The organism is Pseudomonadota bacterium, assembly GCA_010028905.1.
Classification (GTDB): domain Bacteria; phylum Vulcanimicrobiota; class Xenobia; order RGZZ01; family RGZZ01; genus RGZZ01.
Genome location: RGZZ01000026.1, coordinates 1 through 22,950, shown reverse-complemented (window position 1 = coordinate 22,950; position 22,950 = coordinate 1). Strand labels below are relative to the sequence as shown.

General features: G+C 66.2%; 21 protein-coding genes. 6 read left to right on the top strand and 15 right to left on the bottom strand.

The window, feature by feature from the left end; genetic code table 11:
- Window positions 1–195 precede the first annotated feature (195 nt).
- The 11 genes from EB084_03790 to EB084_03740 form a co-directional block, all read right to left on the bottom strand.
- Window positions 196–1,647, bottom strand: coding sequence for a hypothetical protein (locus EB084_03790; GenBank protein NDD27370.1), 1,452 nt, complete (start codon window positions 1,645–1,647; stop codon window positions 196–198).
- Window positions 1,648–1,812: 165 nt separating this feature from the next.
- A complete protein-coding gene (locus EB084_03785) occupies window positions 1,813–3,666 on the bottom strand; it encodes a hypothetical protein (protein NDD27369.1) in 1,854 nt (617 codons plus the stop codon).
- 38 nt (window positions 3,667–3,704) lie between these two features.
- Complete coding sequence (locus EB084_03780; protein ID NDD27368.1) at window positions 3,705–4,466, bottom strand: hypothetical protein; 762 nt, start codon at window positions 4,464–4,466, stop codon at window positions 3,705–3,707.
- A gap of 29 nt (window positions 4,467–4,495) precedes the next feature.
- On the bottom strand, window positions 4,496–5,545 hold the full coding sequence (locus EB084_03775; GenBank protein ID NDD27367.1) for an RluA family pseudouridine synthase: 1,050 nt from the start codon (window positions 5,543–5,545) through the stop codon (window positions 4,496–4,498).
- 166 nt (window positions 5,546–5,711) lie between these two features.
- Entirely contained in the window at window positions 5,712–7,433 is a 1,722-nt protein-coding gene (locus tag EB084_03770; GenBank protein NDD27366.1) for a phospholipid carrier-dependent glycosyltransferase, read from the bottom strand.
- A complete protein-coding gene (gene lgt / locus EB084_03765) occupies window positions 7,430–8,221 on the bottom strand; it encodes a prolipoprotein diacylglyceryl transferase (protein NDD27365.1) in 792 nt (263 codons plus the stop codon). Before lgt (EB084_03765) ends, EB084_03770 begins: the two co-directional genes overlap by 4 nt.
- Window position 8,222: 1 nt before the next feature.
- Window positions 8,223–9,017, bottom strand: coding sequence for a prolipoprotein diacylglyceryl transferase (gene lgt / locus EB084_03760; GenBank protein NDD27364.1), 795 nt, complete (start codon window positions 9,015–9,017; stop codon window positions 8,223–8,225).
- Between the two features lie 25 nt (window positions 9,018–9,042).
- Window positions 9,043–9,705 carry a signal peptidase II gene (lspA, locus tag EB084_03755; protein ID NDD27363.1) on the bottom strand — a complete coding sequence of 221 codons (663 nt, stop codon included), beginning with the start codon at window positions 9,703–9,705 and terminating at the stop codon, window positions 9,043–9,045.
- A 156-nt stretch (window positions 9,706–9,861) separates the two neighbouring features.
- A complete protein-coding gene (locus EB084_03750; protein ID NDD27362.1) occupies window positions 9,862–10,341 on the bottom strand; it encodes a ribosomal-processing cysteine protease Prp in 480 nt (159 codons plus the stop codon).
- A gap of 34 nt (window positions 10,342–10,375) precedes the next feature.
- Window positions 10,376–10,687, bottom strand: a complete 312-nt coding sequence (gene rplU, locus EB084_03745) for a 50S ribosomal protein L21 (protein NDD27361.1) — start codon at window positions 10,685–10,687, stop codon at window positions 10,376–10,378.
- Between the two features lie 270 nt (window positions 10,688–10,957).
- Window positions 10,958–11,575 carry a hypothetical protein gene (locus EB084_03740; protein ID NDD27360.1) on the bottom strand — a complete coding sequence of 206 codons (618 nt, stop codon included), beginning with the start codon at window positions 11,573–11,575 and terminating at the stop codon, window positions 10,958–10,960.
- Between the two features lie 436 nt (window positions 11,576–12,011).
- Here EB084_03740 and EB084_03735 point away from each other — a divergent pair, with 436 nt between their 5' ends.
- The 3 genes from EB084_03735 (at window position 12,012) to EB084_03725 (ending at window position 15,630) form a co-directional block, all read left to right on the top strand.
- A complete protein-coding gene (locus EB084_03735; GenBank protein NDD27359.1) occupies window positions 12,012–12,431 on the top strand; it encodes a hypothetical protein in 420 nt (139 codons plus the stop codon).
- 174 nt (window positions 12,432–12,605) lie between these two features.
- On the top strand, window positions 12,606–14,510 hold the full coding sequence (locus EB084_03730) for a PrsW family intramembrane metalloprotease (protein NDD27358.1): 1,905 nt from the start codon (window positions 12,606–12,608) through the stop codon (window positions 14,508–14,510).
- A 100-nt stretch (window positions 14,511–14,610) separates the two neighbouring features.
- Window positions 14,611–15,630, top strand: a complete 1,020-nt coding sequence (locus EB084_03725) for a DNA methyltransferase (protein NDD27357.1) — start codon at window positions 14,611–14,613, stop codon at window positions 15,628–15,630.
- 37 nt (window positions 15,631–15,667) lie between these two features.
- On the opposite strand, the gene EB084_03720 is transcribed toward EB084_03725, so the two are convergent.
- Window positions 15,668–15,979: a hypothetical protein gene (locus EB084_03720; GenBank protein NDD27356.1), complete on the bottom strand. Its 312-nt coding sequence runs from the start codon at window positions 15,977–15,979 to the stop codon at window positions 15,668–15,670.
- 328 nt (window positions 15,980–16,307) lie between these two features.
- On the opposite strand from EB084_03720, the gene EB084_03715 reads away from it, so the two are divergent.
- On the top strand, window positions 16,308–17,927 hold the full coding sequence (locus EB084_03715; protein NDD27355.1) for a hypothetical protein: 1,620 nt from the start codon (window positions 16,308–16,310) through the stop codon (window positions 17,925–17,927).
- Between the two features lie 13 nt (window positions 17,928–17,940).
- Here EB084_03715 and EB084_03710 read toward each other — a convergent pair whose 3' ends face one another.
- Window positions 17,941–18,348, bottom strand: coding sequence for a hypothetical protein (locus tag EB084_03710; protein ID NDD27354.1), 408 nt, complete (start codon window positions 18,346–18,348; stop codon window positions 17,941–17,943).
- Here EB084_03710 and EB084_03705 point away from each other — a divergent pair.
- A complete protein-coding gene (locus EB084_03705) occupies window positions 18,347–20,035 on the top strand; it encodes a phospholipid carrier-dependent glycosyltransferase (protein NDD27353.1) in 1,689 nt (562 codons plus the stop codon). The two genes, EB084_03710 and EB084_03705, sit on opposite strands and share 2 nt — an antisense overlap.
- 22 nt (window positions 20,036–20,057) lie before the next feature.
- On the opposite strand, the gene EB084_03700 is transcribed toward EB084_03705, so the two are convergent.
- Together EB084_03700 and EB084_03695 are read right to left on the bottom strand one after the other, a co-directional pair.
- Window positions 20,058–21,086 (bottom strand): SDR family oxidoreductase, encoded by a 1,029-nt coding sequence (locus EB084_03700; GenBank protein NDD27352.1) that lies wholly within the window; start codon window positions 21,084–21,086, stop codon window positions 20,058–20,060.
- Window positions 20,959–22,173 carry a hypothetical protein gene (locus tag EB084_03695; GenBank protein NDD27351.1) on the bottom strand — a complete coding sequence of 405 codons (1,215 nt, stop codon included), beginning with the start codon at window positions 22,171–22,173 and terminating at the stop codon, window positions 20,959–20,961. Before EB084_03695 ends, EB084_03700 begins: the two co-directional genes overlap by 128 nt.
- Window positions 22,174–22,287: 114 nt before the next feature.
- On the opposite strand from EB084_03695, the gene EB084_03690 reads away from it, so the two are divergent.
- Window positions 22,288–22,950 (top strand): PEGA domain-containing protein (locus EB084_03690; protein ID NDD27350.1); only part of this gene is annotated, 663 nt, incomplete at its 3' end.

Genomic DNA, 22,950 nt, shown 5'->3' with positions numbered 1-22,950 from the left:
CACGGCAGCCCCCAGCAGCCCGCCGTCCGGGGCCCCTGGCCGACAGCCGTCCGGCGGCCCCAGCGCCAGACCGTCCGGACCTGCGGTGAACAACCCGGACTCGTGGAGCACGGGCCCGCAGGAGGCGCCAGCCAATGCGGCTCCTGCCGCACCGGCACCCGAGAGCAGCGGAGGAAGCCTGTAGGGCCTGGCGCTTCAGCGCAACGTGGGAGACAGCGGGTCGAGCTGGTACTCCACGAGGAGCAGCGCGTTGTCGGCATATGCGCTCTGGGTCTGCACCCCCCCCAGGCGCCGGCCATGGGCCTCAAACCACGACGCAACGTCCCCCCGCGCCGCAAGCGGATGGGCCGGCGGCATGCAGAGCCAGACGTGACGCGCCCCTCTGAGACGTTCGGTCAGCACCGCCTCATCCACCCCATCGAGCCCCACGAGAGGGGCCGGTCCAGGGTAGTAGTAGCGAAAGGGCAGCACCATCATCGAGGGCACGATCACGACCGCGTCGCGCTTCGCGTCGGCCGTGCGTGCGAAGTACCCCACCACCGATCGCCAGTCCTGATTGTGGTAGGCTCTGTCGAAGTAGAGGTTGCGCAGGCTGAACACGTTGACGCCGACCACCGCGAGGCCTGCCACAACGGCCATCCACCGTCTCGGCAGCGACGCCAGGCCTCGCGCGATGAGCACGTGCATCATCGCAAGCCCGAAGGAGACGTACTTGGGCCAGAAGATGTGCATCGAGGTGGTGCTCGACACACCGAAGAGAAAGAGCGACGGCAGAACTGCGCTGAGCCCGAGCAGCACGCCTTGGGGGCGTCCCAGGCGCACCGCGCCCAGCAGCGCGAGCGCAGCCCCCAGGAGAAGCAGCACCCCCGCCACCACCGGACCCGCAATCCCCTCGGGCAGCTGCCAGTCGGTGCCATAGAGCAGGGCAACCGGGGTCATCACGAGATCGGCCGGAACGGCCTTCCGAAACAAGGAGAGATCCTGCGCGCCTGCCTGGGCCTTCACCACCACAACCCACGGCGCGATGGCGAGCAGCACGGCCCCCACCCCTCCGACGAAGGATGTCCAGAAGGCACGAGGGCGCTGTGCGCAGAGCGCGGCGATGACATGACCTGGCCACAGGAGCGCGGTGAGATAGTGCGTGTAGAAGCCCAGCACGCAGGCAGCCGCGTAGGCGGCCGCAACCGCCCGCGAAGGCGCGCGCAGCAGGCGCGCGAACAGTGCCGTGGCGATGAGGGAGAAGAGCATGCCAAAGGCATAGCTCTTCGCCTCCTGCGCAATGAAGACGCCAAACCCCGACACCGTGAACAGGGCCGTCGCAACCAGCGAGACGGGCGCATCGTTCCCGATCTCGCGAGAGAGCCAGTAGACCATGCCGATGCAGGTGATTCCCGCGATTGCCGATGGAAGGCGTATCCAGAGCTCTCCCTGACCGACCTCGCTCCAGAGGTGCAGAACCGCATCATACAGCGGTGGATGAACCTCGTGATGGGCCAGCATCTGACCGATGAGATCGGCCAGCGGATAGCGGGCGAAGCGAAGGGTGACCGCCTCGTCGACCCACAGGCTCTGCTCTCCGAGATGGAAGAGGCGCAACGCGGCGCCGAGCAGCACCAGGGCCGTCAGCAGCCAGGCCGCGCGTGTCACGCGCGGCGCACCACCGCCACGAGCGCGTGCGCCGGCGCGGCGGCGGAATGAGACGAGCCACGCGGCCAGAGCCGACCCGCGAGAACACCGGCAAGAAACCCCAAGGCCAGAACGGCGATGACGAGCAGCGTGTGAAGGATGAGTCGCTTCAGCAGCTTCATGGCTTCACCGTTTCAGCGTGCCCACGCGCACGAGCTCGAGCAGCGCGCGCTGCGCGGCGCCGCGACCGCTGCCCGAAGCGGTCTGGTAGAAGGCGGCAGAGACCATGAGCTTGCTCTCAGATGAGCCTGGAGACATCGATACGACTCCCACCGGGGCCTTGACGCCTCTGGCAAGAGAGGCCACAAAATCGCTCTGTCGATCGCCCGCCGCGTACGTGAACACGATGATGGCCTGTGCGCCGCGCGCTGAGCGAAGGGCACGATCGAGATCACCCGTGGCGTTGCGCAGATCTGCCAGCATGACGCTCACCGGGGTGGGCCGCAGCGCGGAGCCGACAGCCCACTGGGTGTCTGACGCATTCAGGTTCGTGCCCTGTCCGGCATCGAACACGATGGCGAGCACGGGTCGATCTTCCTTCAACGCGATGTGCACGGGGGACGGCGTCGGCGCTGCCTGCACCGGTGCGTCGCCCACCGCTGCGGGCAGCGGATGTCCTGTCACGCGAACCCAGAGTGCGGCAATCTCACGAGCGTCGCAGGTCTGATAGGCATACCCCGCAACAGCCGAGAGCGCAAAGAGCAGCAGATAGGCGAGCATCACGAGCATCGAGAGGGGTCGACGCTTCAGCGCTACCGCCGCCCGCGCCCGCTCTTCCCGAGCCGCGGGAACGAGGCGCTCGAACCAGGTAAGGAGGGTGAAGTCGGGGGGGCGCTCCTCGAGGGTGTCAAACGACACCTCGCTCAAGGGCTTGCCCTCGTCAGCGATGGCCCAGGCCACCTTCCCATTCGGGTAACCGGGCGGAAGGATGGCGTAGTACACCTTCCCCGCGTCGTCGAGAAGCGCAGATCGCACGGTGATGAGCGTGCCCGCCTGGTCGACGGGCGTCTTGTAGACGCGGTAGCGCGCGCTCTGCAGCATGGCCACCTCGCGCTTGACCGGATCGGACTCGGTGATCTCAGGCGGCGGAAGCGCCTCACCGTGCTCAGCCGTGACCAGTGCGTCAGACACCTCCTTCACCACATCGCGAAGGTTGCACATCGAGGTCCAGTCGGTGAGCACCTGTGACGTGACCTTGCGTGCGCGACCGTCGAGCTGCACGCGCAGGGCGGGAGGATTGAGGGGATAGGTGGGGTCAGCGCTGATGTGGAGCACTGCCACGCTCGAGCCGAGATTCATCTCGACCTCGAGGATGGCGCAGCTGCCGTCGTCGCGAACGTCGGTGTGCGTGACGTCGGGAAGAGAGGCAACCCGGATGGCCTCTTCCCGGAACAGCTGCAGGGTCTTCTGCAAGGAGAAGATGCCCAGCTCCACCTGTTGCTCACGGGTGACGGGGGCGGGGCGATCGAGTCTGATGCGCTCGATCTCATCGGCCGTGGCGGATTCCCACGGGATCTTCTGGAAGGTGCCGCTCTCGCGGGTGGCCATGAACGGGTGGAAGCCGATCTCGCCGCTGTTGTACACCACGATGGGATGGAGTATCGACATCACGCCGCTATCAGCATCTTGCAGGAAGGCACGCGCCCAGTCGAGATCTGACCCGCTGGGTCGGGTCATGCCATCGAGATGGGCATGCCAGCGTCCGAGGAACTCGGCATCGACCTTCGTCTCGAGCGCCCGCCCGAGGTCGGAGCGGGTGAAGAGCGGATGGTTGGCACAGCGCTCGTCTGGCAGGCGCTCATCGGGCACGCGCGTTGTGCTGCGCGTGATGACCACGAGCTCGACATCATTGCGAACGTATCGGTTGCCGAGGAGCAATCCGCCAGTGGCCCGATGCGGCACGCTCGCGACGTAGTCCCGGATCCGGTTCAGCTCCTCGTCCTGGATCACGACGCGAACGTTGGGGGAATACACGGCCAAAATTATAGCAGACCCCTCAAAGAGGTGTCAAAACGGCTTCACTTCAACGATTCTGCACTATCATAGGTCGCCCAGGACGGCCGGGAGACGATCACGAGACGTTGCAAGGCCTGCTCGCGCACCCAATCGCCCAGCCGCATCCAACCTGGGCGAGCCGTGAGGAGCGGAGCAGCCAGCTCCTCGGTGGTCACATCGATCCAGGCCTCCAGGCCCCAGGCCTCGCGGGTCGTGCTGAAGCCATGCGCAGGCGTGGGCGCCGCGGCGGCCGTGGGATCGGCCAGATCGAGGTTGTCGGCGGCCTCGGACTGCGTCATGAAACGCTCCACCGGAGTGCGCAGCTCGAAAGCAGCCTGCGCCACAAGATCGACCATGGCCCGCAGCTGCAGCGGCAGCGGGGCGCGCGGTCCGAGGTCGTTCAGCCGCGCGCCACGCGCTCCCATGATGCTCAGGGCCACACTCCCCACATCGCGCCCGCGGGTGTGACCGGACAGATCTTGATCGAAGGGCGCCCCGTCAAAGATCTGGATCTCGGCCTGACGCTTCATCTCCTCGATCTCGTGCCACATGCCCGCGATGGCGCCACCGATGCGACGCTGCCGCGTCTCCACATAGCGATCGATCATCTCATCGAGGTCGAGCGGGCGCAGAACCGCGATCTGGCGATGATGAGCGCCCACGGATCGGGAGTACGGCCCCTCGCTCCAGTGCCCGTAGATCATGCGGGTGCCGACGAACGCGCTCCGATACCACGCAACGAACTCAGGCGGAAGGCTGTCGTACACCGCAGACGCGATGGTCATGCCCCCGTCTCCCGTGCCGGGCAGAGCGCTCACAGGGCTCCCGAGGCCGCTTCAGGCCAGCCATCGAACGACTGGAGCGGGCTCTCGGCCTCCCCCGGCGGCACCTGTCCGCTGCGCACCCGCTCGAGACACTCCGCGAGGGCTGCGGGCAGCGGCTGATCGAATGTGAGCACGTGGCCGTGGGTGGGATGGGTGAACGACAGATGCCGCGCGTGCAGGAACTGACCGTTCAGAGCCAGGGGATCACGCCGGCAGTACAGCGGATCACCCACAATGGGAAAGCCCAGCCACGACAGGTGCACGCGAATCTGATGGGTGCGCCCGGTCTTGATGCGCACGTCGAGCAGGCTGTAACCGTCGAGCGATTCCACCTTGCGGAACTCGGTCACCGCGGGACGACCGCTGTACACCACCGCCATGCGCTTGCGATCGACGGGATGACGTCCGATGGGCATGTCGATGGTGCTCTCACTTGCCGCGCTGCCGTGCACGAGCGCCACATAGATCTTCTTGACGAGGCGGCTGCCGAACTGCCGCGAGAGCTCGCTGTGGGCGTTGTCGTTCTTGGCCACCACGATGAGTCCGCTGGTATCCTTGTCGAGTCGATGCACGATGCCGGGACGCCCGATGCCAGCGATGCCGGACAGGTCGCGCACGTGATGGAGCAAGGCGTTGACCAGGGTTCCGCGCTCGCTGCCCGGCGCGGGATGGACGACCATGCCCCGCGCCTTGTTGATCACGAGAAGGTCGGCGTCTTCGTAGACGATGTCGAGCGGAATGTCCTCGGGCTGGACATCGTCGAGCGGCTGCACCGCCGGAGGGGTGACGCTGAACTGATCGCCCGACTGAACCTTCAGCCCCGCCTTCAGTTTGCTCAGGTTGCGCGGTCCGAGGTAGCGCACGTGCCCATCGGTGAGCAGATCCTGGATGTGCGTGCGCGAGATGCGCGTGGCGCGCGAGACGAACACGTCGAGACGCTCACCATCGGCGTCGTCATCGACTTCGATGAGTCGCGAGCCTTCCTCGCCGTCCTCGGCGTGGTGCTGCGAAGCGTTGGAGTAGAGGTCGAGGTCGTCCATCGAGAAGACCTCTGCGTCATCTTGTTTCAATGCGTCTCCTGTGTGTGCCGCCGGCGGTGAATGGGAAGGGCCTGCGCGGCGGGGGGCAGGCGGTTTCGACGATGGCGCTCACCCCCTCCTCTTTCGCGCGCGGCGCCAGGGCGCGGAGAGCGTCGACGGGCGAGGCTCAGATCCAGCGGGGCGTGAACACGAGCACCTCATAGACGGGCTTGGGAATCGACCATCCCACGAGCAGCGGGTAGTAGGCCACGAAGAACAGGGTCGCCACGCCCAGATAGGCCCCCGCGCACACGCGCCCGAACGGCAGATCGAGCCACTCTCGCAAGATGCCCGCGATGAAGATGCACATGAACGGCACGCACGGCAGCATGTAGAAGAAGAACCCACGGTTCACGCTCCACAGCAGAACCTGCGGAACGTACATTAGAAGCAGGAAGAGCCACGGGCGTTCCGCGCCGAAGCGCCACCCATCGAGGCAGCGAAGACCGGCGGCCCACGCCTCCCCCAGAATCGACGGCCTAGGCGGCGGCGCGACGACGGGTGAGGCACACGGAAGCGCATCGACAGGCGAATCGGTCGAGATGGCGCACTCGGGCGCCTCGGCAGCAGCCTCGGGGGAGTGCTCTGCTGAGGCCGGCTGCGCCCCCTCGCTCACCGCCTCTGACGGCGGCTCTTCGTTGACGCGTGCGGCGGCGCGTGCGGCACGCACCGCCGCCAGCGCGATCTCGAACAGCGGAAGCGCCACCGACTGGACGCACGTCAGCAGCAGGAAGACCAGGAACGTCCACCACACGAACGGTGAGCCCATGGCAAGGATACCCGTGATGTACTCATTGGGTTCACGACCGCGCCAGATGAGCCGAGCGGCGGGGGAATCAGCGCTGGGCGGAACGAGCGACCCTTCTGGATCCTTGTGCTCCTCGTAGTGATACCACACCGGGCGAAGCATGGTGGGCCACGACCAGAAGTTCGACATGTAGCGATGCGTGAACTCCTTGCTGTAGCGAAAGTTGATCATCACCTTGTGGTTCTTCACCGCATCGGTGAAGCTCGCGCGCACGTCCCACTTGTGCTGCCAGAGAAACGGGATGAACGCCGCGAGGTAGAGCAGCGGCACGAGAACGAGATAGAGAAGGCCGATGCGCCAGAACCAGCGGAACGCGCCACGCCAGCCGTCCGGATAGCGCTTGAGCAGCAGCATGGCAGCTGTGGCGCCCAGACCGGCAAAGAGCGAGTTCCACTTGCAGGCGAATCCGATGGAGAACGACAGCACCGTCACGAACGCCCAGCCGTCGAGGTCTCTTCTCGCTTCGATGAAGCGCCAGGCCGACCACGCACCGAACAAGATGAAGAACGCGAGATACATGTCGAGCATGGTGATGCGGCTCTGCACCAGATGAAGGAAGTCGATGCTCAGGAGGAAGGCTGCTGTGGCCGCGCACCATCGACTCGAGAACATGCGCAAGGCCAGCGACCAGGTGAGCGGAACGGTGAGCATTGCGAAGAGCAGGCTTCCGGCGCGCCACTTCGCCCAGCTCGTGACGCCTCCCACCCAACCGGCGCGCTGCAGCGGCTCACCGATGGCGCTGTAGAAATGACCCACGGTGGCGATGATGAGCTTGGCCAGCGGCGGATGCACCGTGTTGCTGTCTGCCCGGCCAGCCAGAAGCTCTTCGCCGGCCTTCGAGTAGTAGGTCTCATCGAAGTACCGCGTCTCGGGGAGACCCAGGTGCCACTGGCGCACGGCGAACGAGAAGACGAGCAACAGGAGCACGACGAGGACGTCGCCCCAAGGTCGGTTCAGGGGCAGACGGCTCGAAGAGGAGAGGCCTTGTCCGGCGTTCTCCGAGAGCGCGGCGCCCTCGCTCGGAGCGCTCTCGAGCGTCACGAGCCCACGCTCGATTCAGCCTCCTCGAGGGTGGACGCAGGCTGCCCAGCGCGCCGCAAGGCGATGGCTGCGCCACCCACCCCCACGAGGCCCACACTGACCCACTGCGCCAGGGTGAGGGGAGTTCCCCCAAGGGTAGCGCCCTCGCGGAAGAACTCCACCACGAAGCGAATCACAGAGTAGAGCACGAGGAAACCGATGAAGACCTCGCCCTTGAACCTGCGATGGCGCAGCCAGAGCACAAGAGCGGGAACCGTCACGAGGGCGAGCCCCATCTCGAGCAGCTGCGTCGGGTAGCGGGGCAGGAGATGCACCGGGTCGCTCTCCGTTGGCGTGACGATGGCCCAGGCGGCCTCTGTCACCTTGCCGTAGCAGCAGCCGTTGAGAAAGCAGCCGATCCGCCCCACAGCGAGGCCGAGCAGGATGCCAGGCCCGGCGATGTCGAGAAAGTCGAGCAGGGCGACGCCGTGTCGGCGACAGGGGATGTAGGCCCCCACCACGATGCCGACGAGACTGCCATGCCATGACATCCCGCCTGCCCGCATATTGAGGATCTCGCCCGGATGGGTGGCGTAGAACCCGGCATTCTGCAGCACGAAGCCCAGTCTGGCGCCGAGCACGGCCGCCGCCACCACCCAGACACAGATCTCGAGAACGTTGTCGCGATCGAGGCGCAATCGCCCAGACTGGCTGGCGGCCAGGTAGGAGGCGGCCACGCATCCGAGAGCGACAAAAACACCAAACGAGAAGATGGGATAGCTACCGATGTGAAACAGGATTCGATGCATCTCAGGCCCCTGCGGGGCTCACCTCTCCCTCGTCGGGCTGCGCGGGCGCCCGACGGTAGACCATCGCCAGACCCGTGACGCTGAAGACGATCATGCCGATGGAGATGTACTGCGCCAGATCGAGAACTCCCCAGAGCAAGGGCTCTTCGCGCACGAACTCGATGAAGAAGCGCGCCGTGGCGTACAGCAGGAAGTAGACCAGGAACGTGCTGCCCGACGGGCGAGGGCGACGTTCCCAGACGGTCGCGATGAAGACGAGAATCGCAACCTCGGCCAGCGCTTCATAGATCTGGGTGGGGTGACGCGCGATACCTCCCCACTGCGGGGCGTCCGGGTACGTGACAGCCCAGGGAAGGGCGCAGGCGCGCCCGACGCAGCACCCGTTGAGGAAGCAGCCGACGCGACCGATGACATGCCCGACCAGCACAGGTGGCGTCACCAGGTCGACCAGGGCCCCGGACGGGAGGCCCGAGCGAAGCCGGTAGGCGACGAAGCCGATGAGACCACCGGCAAGGGCCCCATGCCAGGCCAGTCCCCCCGCACGAATGTTGAAGAGCTCATAGAGCGGTGCGTGCGCATAGTACTCATAGTCGCAGGCAATGCTCAGAACCCGACCGCCCACCATCCCCCCCAGCAGCAGCGCGAGCGAGAGATCGAGCACCTGGTCACGATTCAGCCCGAAGCGGGGTGCGCGTCGTGTCGCATAGAGAAGCCCTGCCAGCATCGCCAGAACGAGGCAGAACCCATACGAGTAGATCTCGTACGGACGCCCGCTGAAGAACATGACGCGATGCATCGAGCCCGCTCCTCTCCGTCCGCGCTCAGCCTGGCGGAGTCGTCGCCGTTGACGAGTCGGACGGCGGGTGCTCCTGCGAATCGGGGGGCGTGGACAGAATCTTCCAGACCAGCATGCCGACCCCCACGCAGATGCAGCTGTCGGCAACGTTGAACACAGGCCACCATCGAAAATCGATGAAGTCGACCACGTATCCGAAGCGCAAGCGGTCGATGAGGTTCCCCACGGTTCCCCCGGCAATCAACGCGCAGGCCACCACCACCCAGGCACCCGCTCGCTGCAGGCGAGGCAGCGCGCCGAGCATGGCGACGAGCACAACCACGGCGACGACCACGAAGAGGCTGCCGTTGTTGGCCAGCATGCCAAAGGCGGCCCCCCTGTTGTGGACATGGCGGATGTCGAACACCCCCATGGGAATGAACTCGCCCAGCTGCAGATGCTGCAGGGTGAGGTGCTTCGTGTAGAGGTCGACGCCCAGGGCGACGAGCAGAACCGCAAAGAAAAGCAACCGAACCTCGTGTGACGCAGGCGCGACGCGTCGCCTCACCTGCTCGAAGGCAGGAACGAGGCGCGCGTGACTAGACCTGGGTGTACTTCCCCACGCCCTGCTTGAGCGCGCGCATCGCCTGGTCCTTGAGGCTCTCTCGGGCCTCAGGGGTGAGCGTGGAGTAGATGTAGTAGAGCGCAAGCGAACCGAGCGCGCCCAGCACCATGACGGCGGTGATCCTCGAAGGGCTCATGTCCCCCTCCTCGAGACCGGCGAGCCACTCGCGCGCGCCGTGGGAATCGTACTTCTCGATGTGTGTCACGTCATTCATGGGGAGCCTCCTGAACCGGGTTGGGATCACACCGCTCTTGCGCCGGGGCCGCGCTTCTTGGACGCGCGGACGGCACGCCCCCCGCTTCGCGATTGGCGCCGCTTTTCCTCGACGCTGACGAAGGTCGGGTACTGGGCCACGATCTGGCGCAGGGAGAGCCGCAGGGTCTCGAGGAGCACGCGCGGCCCCTCGGCGCCCGCGGACGCGTCACTGAGCAGACACGTGAGACGGCCGCTGCGCTTACTCGCCGACACGTCAGCCCCCACCACCTCTGTCAGACCGAGCAGGGTGGACTGGAGAAGTGCCGAGACCGCCGCGCACACGATGTCGTGACCGTGAGGCGCGGTGCGTGCATGACCGCTGGCGTCAAACCCCAGCCAGCGCCCCTCGTCATCGTGCGTGAGACGGATGCGGATCAAGCGTCCTCCGTGCGTCGGCCTGGGTTCGCGCGAGGCCGAGGCTATCCTGCAGAGACGTGCTCGCGCCAACACAAAGAGCCGGGGCACTCCCCGGCTCTGTCAGTGACAAGCCGCGCTTCTCTCAGCCTTCGATGGCGCTGATGCGCACGAGGGTGTAGGGCTGGCGATGTCCCGTCTTCACGCGATAGCGCTTACGCTTCTTGTACTTGAAGACGAGAATCTTCTTGTGACGGCCCTGGTGCACCACCTTGCCGGTGACCTTGGCGCCACTGACGTGAGGCGTTCCCACACGAGGCTCTCCCTCGCCGCTGACAAGAAGGACGCGGTCGAAGACGACCTCGTCTCCCTTCAGCCCGTCGAGGCGCTCAATGCGAAGCTCTTCACCGGGACTCACGCGGTACTGCTTACCGCCCGTCTCCACGACCGCAAACATGGCCATTGCCTCCTGGATCGAATTCTCTCTGTGTCACTGTGCCCACCACCGTCTGCCGACGCGGTCGCTCAGCACGCACCGCGAACGCGGGCGGCGTCGACGTGCTGTCGTGCGGCGCCTGGCTTCGCACGCGCCGCTGCGCGTGGCTCGGGGTCGCGTGCCCGTAGCCCCCTGAGGAGCGGGCAGGCATCAGTGCCGCTCAGTCTATCATGCTCGACTTCTCGTTGTCAACCGCACAGATCCGGCAGATCACGCGTGTCGACCTGCACCCTAGCGCATCAGGAAGGTGAACGCGGCTGACGACGTGGGCGGCTTCTCTGCCGGCTCCTTGGTGAACGTGAAGCCCACGTGGATCGTGGCGCGCGCCTGGTTCGTCGTGTCGTAGTCGAGCAGGGTCCAGCCCTTGGCGCTGCGTCGTCGGAACGGCTCGTAGTCGAAGCAGCGCAGATCCTTGACGTTGTCTGGCACGGCCACGCAGTAGCGGGTCCGCGGCCCGTCCTTGAACGCACCCACGGTGAGCGACAGAAGGCGCTCGCTGCCCCCGCGCTCGTCGTGCAGGAACGGCACCCTGCGCTGATCCCACTCGAGGAAGTACGACCAGACGCTGCCCGCCGGCAGCTTCACGGAGGGCCGCACCGCTATCTGGATCAAGGGATAGCCTTGCGGGCCCGGAACACGCTCGGTGCTGACGATCTGAACCGACTTGGAGTGAACGAGGTTCTCCATCGGACAGTCCGGCCAGGCTGGCACCGCCATGACCCCGACCGGCGGACAGGCCTCGTCGACGACCCGCATCTCTCCCTGGTGCGCGATGTGACAGCCACTCGGACGAAATGCGAGATACTCGAGCATGACCTGGGGAACGTAAGGAGGTCCCGCCGCCGCCATCGGAGAGCCGCCGTTCGATGACGGCTGACCGCTTGCGATCGCTGCTGGCAGGGCACTCGGGCCTGCCGCCATCGATGGCGCTGCCGACCTCCTCGCACAACCGACGAAGATCGCCGCCAAGAGCATGAGAAACGTCAACGAGAAGCGATGGTTGCTGGGCATGCTGCACTGTTCGTGAAGCGACAGAAGGGGGCCTTCCCCCAGGGGGCCGCGCGTCTCTCGAGCGCGCCCCGTCCACCCCCCTCGCCGAGCCCAGACCGAGGTGTGGCCAGGGATCCTGAAAATCATTCACATCGCTGATGTGGATATGTGAATTTCGTTCAATCCCCGCCGCCGCAGGACGCGGCAACCGCCATCGACGAACCTCATCCCTGAACCGACGCGCCGGACGCAGCGCCGCGCGCATCGCAGAACAAGAGCAGGGGAGACCACCATCGTGACGTCTGAGCGCCCGGGAGATCTCATCGAACGAACCCGTCAGATGTACCAGACCGTCCTCGGAGCGTCGCCCGAGCTCACCGATGACTTCTCCGCCGCCTTCGCGGCTCTCGTCGACGGGTCTGCCGACATCGTGGTGGAGATCCCCTGGGACGAGCGCTGGGGAGAGGAGATGCTCGACCGCCATCAGGTGGTGCTGCACGGGCTCTCCGACGACCAGACACGCCTCACGTTCTACAACCCCGCGGCCCCCCATGGCCTCGAGGCCGGCACGGAGATCGGCGGCCGGCCGGGCGAAGGCCCACCGCGTCGCGTGGAGGCGGAGGGCATGCAGAGCATGGAGCTCTCCCTGATGGCCCGATGGTTTGCCGAGGGGAAGGCGCAGGCGCTCATCCCGCCGGCGGGCATGTTCGAGTAGCGCTCCAGGGGACGACGAAACCCGCGGGTTGTGGTATAATGGGAGTCCTGGTTGTACGCGGCAATGAAGCAGTGACCAGCACCCGCAGGGCGATGCGCGCCTGCGGCCTACCCTGACCCGAGAACAGGCGACAGCGGCACCACAGGCTGCGCGCGCGGGGGAGGCAACCCTGAGATGAATCACACGGCAGCAACGACTACGCTCCTGATTCTCGCGGCCGCGCTCCCGACACTCGTGCTTCTCTGCGCGCTCAACACGGCGCACATCAGCCTTCGCGGCGGTCTGCGCTGGCAGTTCGGGCGCCCCTGGTCGACCCTCGGCGTCGCATTCGGCCTCGGCGTGCTGAGCGCGTTCCCCGCCTACTGCCTCGAGCGCGTGCTGGTGAAGGCCCCCTGGACCATGTCGAACCTCGGCGCCGTCTTCCTCTTCTGGCTCCTCGTCGCAGGCGCCGTCGAGGAGACCTGCAAGTTTGCCGCCGTGCAGCTGGCGGCAGGTCGTGCTCGCCTGCGCTGGGAGGACTACGACGGCATTCTCGTCGCGGCGGCGGTGGCCCTCGGCTTCGCCTGCATCGAGAACATGCTCTACGTGCACGAGAGAGGCTTCGACGCGGCGAAGGCGCGCGCACTCACCGCCGTGCCGGCCCATGCCATGTTCGGCATCATCATGGGCGCCGGCCTGGGTGTCGCACGCACCCGAGCGCGCTTCGGCTGGTCATCGACCGGCCTTGCCCTGAGCGCGCTTGCCCTCGCCATTGCGGCACACGGCGTGTACGATGCCCTGGCGAGCATGCCATGGCGCGTCGCGCTGCCCAGCATCTGCCTCTGTCTCACCGTGCTGGGAAGCCTTTCTGTCTACATCTGCGCGGGCGCGCGACGGCGCTCCCCGGCGTTCGGCGGTCGCCGCAGCTTGATGCCGCATCCACTGGGCCCCCTGCGAATGCCCGCGCTCCCCGCGCGCCGCGACCCCGTGATCGCGGGCAGCCTCGGGTTGATCCCGGGCCTGGGCCAGGCCTACAACGGCGAGGTGCCGAAGGCGCTGCTGTTCTTCTCGGTCGGCCTCGTCAACCTGTCGCTGTACTACGTGGCGCACCTCTTCGTCTCCGACCCGGCAGGCGCCATCTCGCTGCTGCACAAGGTCGGCGTGACCGTGGCCATCAGCCCGGACGACCTCTCTCGTGCGGTGGCCCAGAAGACCCTGCTGAAGCCCACGTTGCTCTCCCTCGTGTTCATGTGGGAGCTCCTGGGCGCGTGCGAAGCCTGGGCAACGGCGCGGCGCCGATGGCCGCGACCCGAGACGCACTCGGTGCGGCGCTCGTTCGCGTCACACGGCTTCGGGGCGTCCTATGTGATCCACGTGGGCCTCGTGTTCCTCCTGGTCATCGCGCCAGTGGCTGACCAGATGCTGGGCACGGGGGGCGCGGACCCGGCTGAGGCCGCAGAAGCTCAGGCGACAGAAGGTCAAGACGGGGCTGAAGACGAGGCTCACAAGGACGCGTCGGCAAGCGGCGCAGACGCCGCTCGCGGTGCCCAGCACGAATGGAAGCTCACGTGGGTGAAGGCGCCTGTTCACATCGAAGGCTGGAAGGAGACGCCAGAGGGCACCGAGAGCGCGAAAGCCGCAGAGGCATCTCGTCAGACAGAGGCGATCCCGTCCAAGGCCACCGACGACGGCGACCTCGCGCTCCCAACCCAGCCCCACGAGCAGGCGCAGGTACAGGGAGAGAGCGGCTCCTACAACCAGTACCTCTCCTACCAGATCCGACGCCACCACGCCGACATGCACTTCTTCCGATTCGTGGGTCGAGACCTGTGGGCCGTTGTGCACTATCGCATCGCGCGCGATGGCCGGCTCCTCGAGGCCGAGCTGGTGAAGTACGGCGGCGGGCCACCCCAGGAAGCGCAGCGGGCGGTGGAGGTCGTGCAGCGCGCAGCGCCATTCGAACCGCTTCCTGAAGGCGCTCGTGAGCTCGACGTCACCGAGCTTTTCTGGAGCGTGGAGCAGAAGCGGTTCACCCCAGGCACGCTTGAAGCCGAGCTGAGCGGCCTCCCGGACGGACGGCGGGTCAACGCCCTCCACTGAAGCAAGCCGGGCCGTCGACGCGCAATCCCCGAACCTCCTGCTTGAATATCTTTCAGATTCATCAGATAATGGGTGGTGCAACTCCTCGAAAGAGACCCCCATGAACGACTCCACGCCTCTCCTCGATGCCATCCGCGACCTGAAGAAGCAGCGATCGCTCATCGCCCTGCGCCACTGCATCGAGGGGGTTCGCCGCCAGATCTCTCGCACGGGGGAGAGGGACGCGGAGCAGCACCTCATCGAGGAGCTCGACCAGATCGCCGCCTCCCAGACGCTGGAGCGCGCGCGCTACTACCTCCAGCGCTTCGAGCGCGGCATGACCGAGATCCGCACCGGAAAGATCAACGACATCAACCTGAATCGCTGGAAGGAATACAGCGACATCCTCACCGACAGCCTCTGGCTGATGCGCAAGCGCGACAGCAGTGGCTCGCACGCCGCTGACTACTGGGGAAACTTCGTCCCCCAGATCCCCCATCAGATGATGCGCAGGTACACAAAGCTGGGGGAGAGCGTTCTCGATCCGTTCACCGGCTCAGGCACCACGCTCATCGAGTGCCAGCGACTCGGACGCCACGGATTCGGACTCGAGCTGCAGCCCTCCGTCATCGACCTGGCGCGACGACGCATCGACAGCGAACCCAATCCGCACGGTGTCTGCCTCGACATCATGCAGGGCGACAGCGGCACCGCAGACGTGGGAGCCCTCCTGGCAAGAAACGGGCGCGAAAGTGTGCAGCTCGTCATGATGCACCCGCCCTACTTCGACATCATCCGCTTCAGCGACGACCCCCGCGACCTGAGCAACACCGTTTCTGTCGACAGCTTCCTCGATCAGTTCAGCCAGGTGGTGGCCAACACCACGCGCCATCTCGACCGAGGGCGCTACCTGTCGCTGGTGATCGGAGACAAGTACGCGGCCGGCGAGTGGATCCCCCTGGGATTCCTGTCGATGAACCGCGTGCTCGAGCAAGGCTTCCGGCTCAAGAGCATCGTCGTGAAGAACTTCGAGGACACGGCAGGAAAGCGACAGCAGAAAGAGCTGTGGCGCTATCGCGCCCTGGCCGGCGGCTTCTACATCTTCAAGCACGAATACGTGTTCGTGTTCAAGAAGCGCTGAGCAGGCGAGGCCATCGATCGCCCGAGGGCAGCGTGCCCTAGCGGGTCGGGGTGAGCTCGCTCTCGGCCTGATCGCGCGAGCGCTGCCAGCCCTGCATGAGCGCTTCGAGTGCGTCACAGGCCTCGAGGATGCGCTGACACTCAGCCGCTTCAAGCGGTCCCTGCACCGCTGCGCTGGCACCCTCCTCCGTTTCAGGAGGGGCGGCGACGGGGCTGACCGCCACAGCGGAACGCGTGTGGCGAAAGCGTTTCTGCAACCCCTCGAGGTGCTCGAGAGACTGCTCGAGGCGACGCATCATGTCGACCTTTGCCCAGACCTGCTCGTCTGCAAGCACCGAGGGGGGACTCATGGAACGATTTGGATTCAACTCTGTCTTTGCTGCACTCATGCGTGTCACGGCTCTTGCCCCCATCAGTGTTCGGCGTCTCTTGTCAGACGCCCCGAGCAGAGCGCGTCGCGGCGCTTCAAACCGGCCGCCGGCTCGGGCATACTCTACTCCATCGCGAACCGGAACGCCATAGGCGCGAACGTTAAATCTTTGTTACCCATGTTGCCGACATGTTGCCGATGTGAACATCTGGTTGCCGGCTCTCGCAGATCTGTCAACAATCTCACCCCACGGAAGAACCCTCGTCCAAAGGCGACAATCTCGTTCAGGTGTCCCGGCATCGTTGTCGATGCAGGGTGCATCTGCTATATTGCACCGGCCCGCAGTGCACCCGAGCCGGCCGTCAGAGAACCCTCGACGTGAACCCTCTCGAATGAAAGGCAAGCGCATGGCCATGAAGCCCCCTCCTCGCCGCAAGCCCATCCCGCAGCAGATGATGATGCCGGTCCCCCCAAAAGGTCCCCCCGGGCGGCAGCGAGGCCCGAGCGAGCCCGCAACCCCGGTCTCACCGGGCGCGATGAAAGCCCTTATCGCAGTGGGGGTCGTGTTCGCCCTCCTGGTTCTCGTGGCGATGTTCCGATCGCCCGCGCCCGCGCCGAACGCGGCCGACGCCGGAGAGCCCTTCAAGGCGCAGCTCATCTGCGGTGATGGCACCCAGCGCAAGACCCTCGAGTCGAGTGAGTTCGCAACGGTGACGCTGCCCAGCGAGGTCGCTTCACGCGATCTCCTGGTCTTCGGCGCCACCTTGCGCAACGTGATCACACTGGGAGAGGGGGGGGCGTCGCTCCGCTTCTCAGACAATGCCCAGGCGGGCATCGATGACCTGCGCAAGTCGCAGACCACGCAGCGCGTCAAGCTCAACCTCGTCGGAGGCCGCGTGTGGGCGGTCTCCACGCCCTCCACCGAGTTCGTCATCACCTCGAAGAAAGCCGCGGTGAAAGGAGCCGGCGATGCGGTCTTCGAGGTCTCGCAGCTGGTCGATGAAAAGGCCTACGCCGTGACCACCGTTCGGGTCTTCAAGGGGAGCGTCGAGCTCACGGGTCAGACCAAGGACAGCGACAAGATCACGATCTCCCAGGGCCAGGCCGTGAAGGTGAACGACGACAAGGTCTTCCCCCCCGAGCCGTTCGACACGGCCAAAGGCGACGACTGGGAGGTCTGGAACCTCGCCTACACACCGGGGAGCGACCTCATGCCCAAGGGACAGGCTGCGGCCGCAGCCCCTGCCAAGGGAGGGGGCCGCATGACCCCTGGCCAGATGACGGCGCCCATGCCGCCCGCCGGGATGCCCGGCGCGATGCCCGGCGCGATGCCCGGCATGCCCCAGCGCCCGATGCCGGGCATGCCAGGACAGCCGATGCCGGGCATGGCCGGCCCTGGTCCTGGAGGCCCCCCTGGAGCCGCACCCGGCAGGGCTGGCATGCCGATGCCCTACCCTGGAGGTCAGATGAGAACGACGACCGTCGTCAATCCTCCCACCTATCCGCCGGGCCAGGTTCCCGTGATGAACCAGCAACGCCCCCCCATGGGTGCCCCCCAGGGACCTCCTGGAGGTGTTCCCGGCGGACCCGCCGCGGGCGCCCCTGGCGCTCCCGCGGCACAAGGTCAGCAGGGGCCGAAGCTCGAAGCTCCCGTCTACGCGAAAGGTGGTGCTCCTGGCGCGGGCGCTCAGGCGCCGCAAGGGTCGAACCAGCAGGGACCGCCTCCCGGCGGAAACCAGCAGGGGCCCGGCGCGGCCCCGCAGCCTCCTGCGGGACAGCCTGGCATGGCCGGACAGGGCCAGAACACGCAAGCCCCACCCGGCTACAACTCTCAGCCAGGCGGGGGTGTCGCAACCCCACCAAACCCGCTGAACGCACCGGAGCGCCAGTCAGCCCCCCCAGGATACGAGACCTTCCCTACACGCTAGGGGAGAACAGGCGTCAGCGACGCGGCGGCTTCTTGCCCGGACGTGAGCCGAACATCTGGGTGAGGGCGTCGCGCTCCTGCTGACGCGACTTGATGGCGTCATCGAACATGGCGCCCAAAGACTTCTGGCGCTCCTGGTAGGCGCGCTGCGCGTCACCGAAGATGGTGAGAGGGGGCGCTGCCTCGGCCTCTTCAGGCTCGTCTTTGGCCAGCATGGTCGAGAGCTCGTCCTTCTCTCTCTGAACCGCTTCGCGGGCCCCGGCGATGAGCGAGGCATACCCCTGCTGACGCTGCTCGTAGGCCTGCGCGGCGCGGCTGAGCCAGGAGGGCTCTTCGGAGGCCCCCTCTTCGCCGTACTTCTCGGCAGGCTCGCCCTTCGGCGATCTCCCCTTGTTCGACTTGCCAGATCGATGACGGCTCATGGCTGTCCTCCTCGACTGCTCATCACGTCTTTCGCTGTCCGGGCGCCAGTTCCCTCGATCTGCACAGGGGAGGAGCCCCCGACAGCGGCACGAATCCCGCGGCATGGTCGAGATCACGCCCCCGCCAGACGCACCCCAGCCGGGCAGCGCTCCCTGGAAGGCCTTCAGCCTCGCCGTCGCGGGGGTGACCCTGCTGCGCCTCGCGGCAGCCGCCACCATCCCGCTCTCGGGCGACGAAGCCTACTACTGGACCTGGACCCGGCACCTGGCCCTGGGCTACCACGACCATCCCCCGATGGTGGCCTGGATCATCGCCGTCTTCACAGGCCTCCTGGGAACCTCCACCCTCGCGGTTCGCCTGCCCTTCGTGCTGCTGGGCAGCGCGACGGCCTGTCTCTCGTTCGCACTCGGGTGGATGCTGGGAGGCACACGAGCCAGCGCGTGGTGGGCCGGCCTGCTCCCTCTGATGGTTCCCCTCTTCACGCTTGCCGGGATGGGCGTGTTCCCAGACTCTCCCCTCATTGCGGCATCAGCGGCATTCTTCGTGTGCGCGTGGCGCGCGACGGAAGCGCCGGGCCCTTCCCTCGGCTGGTGGACCGCCACCGGCGTCTGCGCGGGACTCGCCTTCCTGAGCAAGCTCATCGGGCTCTATCTGATTCCGGCCCTCCTGGTCTACCTCGTCGTGCAGCCTGCGCGACGTCAGCATCTGCGATGTGCGGGCCCATACGTCGCCATCGTGATGGCGCTCGCCGTGGCGAGCCCCTTCCTGTACTGGAACGTCACGCACGGCTTTGAATCCGTGGTGTACCAGTTCTCGACACGCCTGGGCTCGAGCAGCGCCAGACGCAGCCCACAGACCCTGAAGTTCGTGCTGCTCTCGTCTGTCGCCGTGAGCCCCGTGCTCTACGTCATGCTGATCGCAGCCATCGCTCGCGCCACGCGGAGAGGGCTGCGCGGAGACGCAGGGGCGCTCTTCATCGTCTGCATGGCCGCACCGCTCCATCTGGTCTTCCTCGCCGCCAGCCTGGTGACCAAGGTGGGCCTGCACTGGACCGCGGCGGGAACCCTGGCCGCCTTCTCTGCCTTCGGCACCGATGTGGCGGTTCAAGCCCCCCGCAGACGACAGGTCTCAGCCCTGGTGGGTGCGGCCCTGGCGCTTGCCGTGAGCGGTCTGGTGTACATCTTCGCGCTGGCCCCCGCCCGGCTCGTCTCGGCCGTGAGCGAAGGCGCCCAGCTGAGCGGCGTGAACCATGGTCGCCCCCTGAAGACCGGTGAGATCACCGAGATCCTCGGATTCCCCGAGATGGGCGAGAAGGTGCGAGACCTCGCCGCCGAGACCCCCAGCCCGTTTCTCATCACCACGAGCTACGCACTCTCGAGCACCCTGTGGTTCTACTCCGGCCAGCCGTTCCACGTCATCATGGGCACCCGCATCGGAGCGCAGTACGACCACTGGGATGATTTCCCGTCCCTGCTGGGCAGAGACGCCATCTATATCGATACCTCGCCCATCGACAGCCGGGAAGACGTCTGGTCAAACCTGCGAGAGGCGTTCGAGGAGGTCTCGCTCGCCCCCGCCATCGTTGCCCACGGAGGCGGTATCGAGGCGCGCACCTTCTACGTCGCGCGCTGCCGAGGCTTCCGCAAGGATGTGTTCACCCCGCTGCAATCGATACATCGCCCCTGAGGGAGGCGCCTGCGGTCTCACTTCAAGAGACGTGACCCGCCTGCTCGAGCATGCGCTCGACCTCGTGGGAGAAATCTCCCGCAGACCACGTGGGGAGAATCTGGCGCAGGCGCGCGCACGAGAGGGTGAGATCGCGCTGACGCGGTTCAGGACCCGTGTGCTCTGACCGCGATCCGGGCGAAAGACACGCGGCCGGAAGCCCGAGGGCCTCGGCGGTGCGCAGGCCGAGATCGTAGCGCGACATGCGCTCTCCCGCGAGGTGCACCACACCCTCACAGGCGATCTGCGTCAGCTCGACGAGCGCCTGAGACGCCGCGCGCATGGAGAGCATGCCACGCCACTCGTCATCGAACAGGCGCAGCGCACGTCCCTCACGCAGATGCGTGACCAGGGTGTCAAAGAACGACGCGCGCGCGCCGAGCCGCGGCCCGTACATCAGTGCCAGCCGAGCCACCAGGTGACCGGGGTGACGCAGCACGGCGACCTCTCCCCGACGCTTCGTCGCCCCATAGACGCAGGCTGGCTCGGGCGCGTCGCCTTCCGCGTAGGGAGCCCGCTCGCCGTCGAAGACCATGTCGGTGGAAACCGAGACCAGTCGTATCGCGCGCGCCGCGCAGACATCGGCCACCTGACGGGCGGCCTCGTGGTTCACGCGCTCCGCGAGGGCGGGGTCTGCGTGACAGAGCGCAACCTCGGAGATGGCCGCCGCGTGCAGCACGGCACGAGGGCGCACCAGATCGATTCGCGCCTCGAGCGCTGCCCGGTCGCTCACGTCAACCGAAACCGCCCGGCTCTCGTTCGGGTTCGCATGCGGAGAACGACACCACGCCTCGACACGAAGCCCCACGCGCTCGGCCTGCGCAATCAGGTAGGGTCCGAGTCGCCCTGTCGCGCCGGTCAGCACCAGATCGACGTGCGATCGATCAGAAATCGGCTTCTCCAGGGGCTTCTGGCGTCTCTTCCGGCTTCGGCTTGCCGAAGATCGACTTGAACCCCTTCGACAGCATCGAGCCGATGGTCTTTGGCGTCGAGACCACCACATCGACCTCATCGACCCCTGCGTCGGTGTCGAGCTGGATCACAGCGCGATAGGTCTCGCCATTCACGAAGTCATAGCTGTTGATCGAGAAGTCGAGCGTCACCGTGCTCCCTCGGAACACGTCGAACTTGAAGCGAATCCAGTCGTGGTCGGTGCGCACCTTGCCGTAGATCTCACGCCCGCTCTTGCTCGTGATGATGAACTTGCGACGAATGATGTCACCGCGCTTGACGTTCTCGAGAACGATCTCGCGCGTGTCGAGGGTAAAGCCGATGTCCTTGCTGCTCTTGGTCTTCCCCATGCCACCCAGCAGATGCTGCTGCAGATCGGTCACGTTCTTGAAGCGATCGTTGGGGTTCTTGGCCGTGGCCGAATCGAGCAATGCCAGCAAGACACCGGTGGCATCTGGCCGAGCGATGGCCATGGCGTTGCGGCTGTAGGGATAGATGGACGGATCCTTGCGCGTGAGCATGTAGTAGAAGACCTGCCCGAGATTGTAGACATCGGACGCAGGCGTGAGCGGCTCTCCGCGCTCCTGCTCTGGCGAGACGTACCCGGGAGCCGTGCGCCGCGCATACTTGTACTGCATCTCGGCGGGAAGGAAGAACGCGTCGGGATAGTCTTGGATGTGGATGCGCCCCATCTTCGACAATCCGATCATCTCCGGGCTCAGCCCGCGAAAGAGGTGCGGAGGCTGCTGGGCATGCAGGTATCCAAAGATGTCGAGAAGCTGGCCGAACCAGCCACGCACCTGGTTCTCCGGCGCGAGGCCGCGCATGTTCTCGAGCACCTCGACCAGCGTCGGCTCGTTGCTGTACTCGCGCGCGATGAAGGCTCTCCCGTCCCAGCCGAAGGCATCGACAATCACGGGCAGCCCCTGGAACTGCAGCCGGCCGAGCGCCTGCGCCTCTCGCAGCACCTGCGCCGCTACACGTTCGGTCTGACGTCCCTCGACGGGCGGGTGCAGATCACGCAGCACATAATAGACGTTGTTGCTGGCACGCGTCAGGTACGAGGTCACAAGCTCGGTCGCATTCATCTGGCGAACGATCTCGTACGTGTCCCGTATCCTGACGCCTGGCGCGAGAGGCTCTTTCATTCGCTCCAATCATAGCACAAGGAAGATATGGCACCCAGACTCACGTTCCCCCGCCTTCCGTGGGCTTGGCGGGGAAGGCAGGAAGGCCGCACCGGCAGGAGAAGCGGACCGCCCATGATGCTGCGACGTCTCTCGATCGGTGTCTTCCTGTTCCTTCTGCAGGTGATGGCAGCCGCGGCGCAGGCCGCGACAGGCACGATCACCATAACGGCTTCACCGGACAGCGCGCTGATCTTCATCGATCACACCATGGTCGGCAAGGTGCCGCTGCATGCCCGTGTCATCCCCGGCACCCACGAGGTACGCATTTCGGCAGGCGAGGATTTTGTTCCCTTCGTCACATCGGTGACCGTGGCGGAAGGTCAGACGGTTCAGGTCGAGACCGCCCTCGAGAAGACGGCACCCGCGCTCTACCGCGAGGCGCGGGAAGCGCTCGCCGCAAATGACCTGAAGGCGGCCCGTGATGGGTTCCAGGCCGCGGCGAGTGCCACAGGCAAGCGGCCCAGCGACATCCCCTTCTACCTGGGCGTGCTCGACGAGCGGGCTGGCGATCTGGCATCGGCCGAACGAAACTATCTCGCCTGGGTCGCCGTCGAGGCCGGATCGGCGGTGGGTCAGTACCGTCTCGGGCGTGTTCGTGAGGCGCTCGGCAGGCACGCCCTTGCGGTGACCGCCTACAAGACCGCCTTGCTATCGACCGTGTCAGGGGCGAACGAGATCATTCGAGCCGCCGGCAATGCGACGCAGGCTGCACTGTCAAAGCTCGAAGAGATGTCG

What these genes read in the sequence shown, in the direction of transcription:
- EB084_03710 (NDD27354.1), bottom strand. Translation starts at nt 18,348, where the DNA reads ATGAGCCGTCATCGATCTGGCAAGTCGAACAAGGGGAGATCGCCGAAG.
- EB084_03720 (NDD27356.1), bottom strand. Translation starts at nt 15,979, where the DNA reads ATGAGTCCCCCCTCGGTGCTTGCAGACGAGCAGGTCTGGGCAAAGGTC.
- EB084_03725 (NDD27357.1), top strand. Translation starts at nt 14,611, where the DNA reads ATGAACGACTCCACGCCTCTCCTCGATGCCATCCGCGACCTGAAGAAG.
- EB084_03715 (NDD27355.1), top strand. Translation starts at nt 16,308, where the DNA reads ATGCAGGGTGCATCTGCTATATTGCACCGGCCCGCAGTGCACCCGAGC.
- rplU (NDD27361.1), bottom strand. Translation starts at nt 10,687, where the DNA reads ATGTTTGCGGTCGTGGAGACGGGCGGTAAGCAGTACCGCGTGAGTCCC.
- EB084_03780 (NDD27368.1), bottom strand. Translation starts at nt 4,466, where the DNA reads ATGACCATCGCGTCTGCGGTGTACGACAGCCTTCCGCCTGAGTTCGTT.
- EB084_03705 (NDD27353.1), top strand. Translation starts at nt 18,347, where the DNA reads ATGGCTGTCCTCCTCGACTGCTCATCACGTCTTTCGCTGTCCGGGCGC.
- lgt (NDD27365.1), bottom strand. Translation starts at nt 8,221, where the DNA reads ATGCATCGAATCCTGTTTCACATCGGTAGCTATCCCATCTTCTCGTTT.
- EB084_03695 (NDD27351.1), bottom strand. Translation starts at nt 22,173, where the DNA reads ATGAAAGAGCCTCTCGCGCCAGGCGTCAGGATACGGGACACGTACGAG.
- lgt (NDD27364.1), bottom strand. Translation starts at nt 9,017, where the DNA reads ATGCATCGCGTCATGTTCTTCAGCGGGCGTCCGTACGAGATCTACTCG.
- EB084_03700 (NDD27352.1), bottom strand. Translation starts at nt 21,086, where the DNA reads ATGAGGTCGATGTGGTGGTCTCGACGCCAAAGACCATCGGCTCGATGC.
- EB084_03775 (NDD27367.1), bottom strand. Translation starts at nt 5,545, where the DNA reads ATGGACGACCTCGACCTCTACTCCAACGCTTCGCAGCACCACGCCGAG.
- EB084_03730 (NDD27358.1), top strand. Translation starts at nt 12,606, where the DNA reads ATGAATCACACGGCAGCAACGACTACGCTCCTGATTCTCGCGGCCGCG.
- EB084_03740 (NDD27360.1), bottom strand. Translation starts at nt 11,575, where the DNA reads ATGGCGGCGGCGGGACCTCCTTACGTTCCCCAGGTCATGCTCGAGTAT.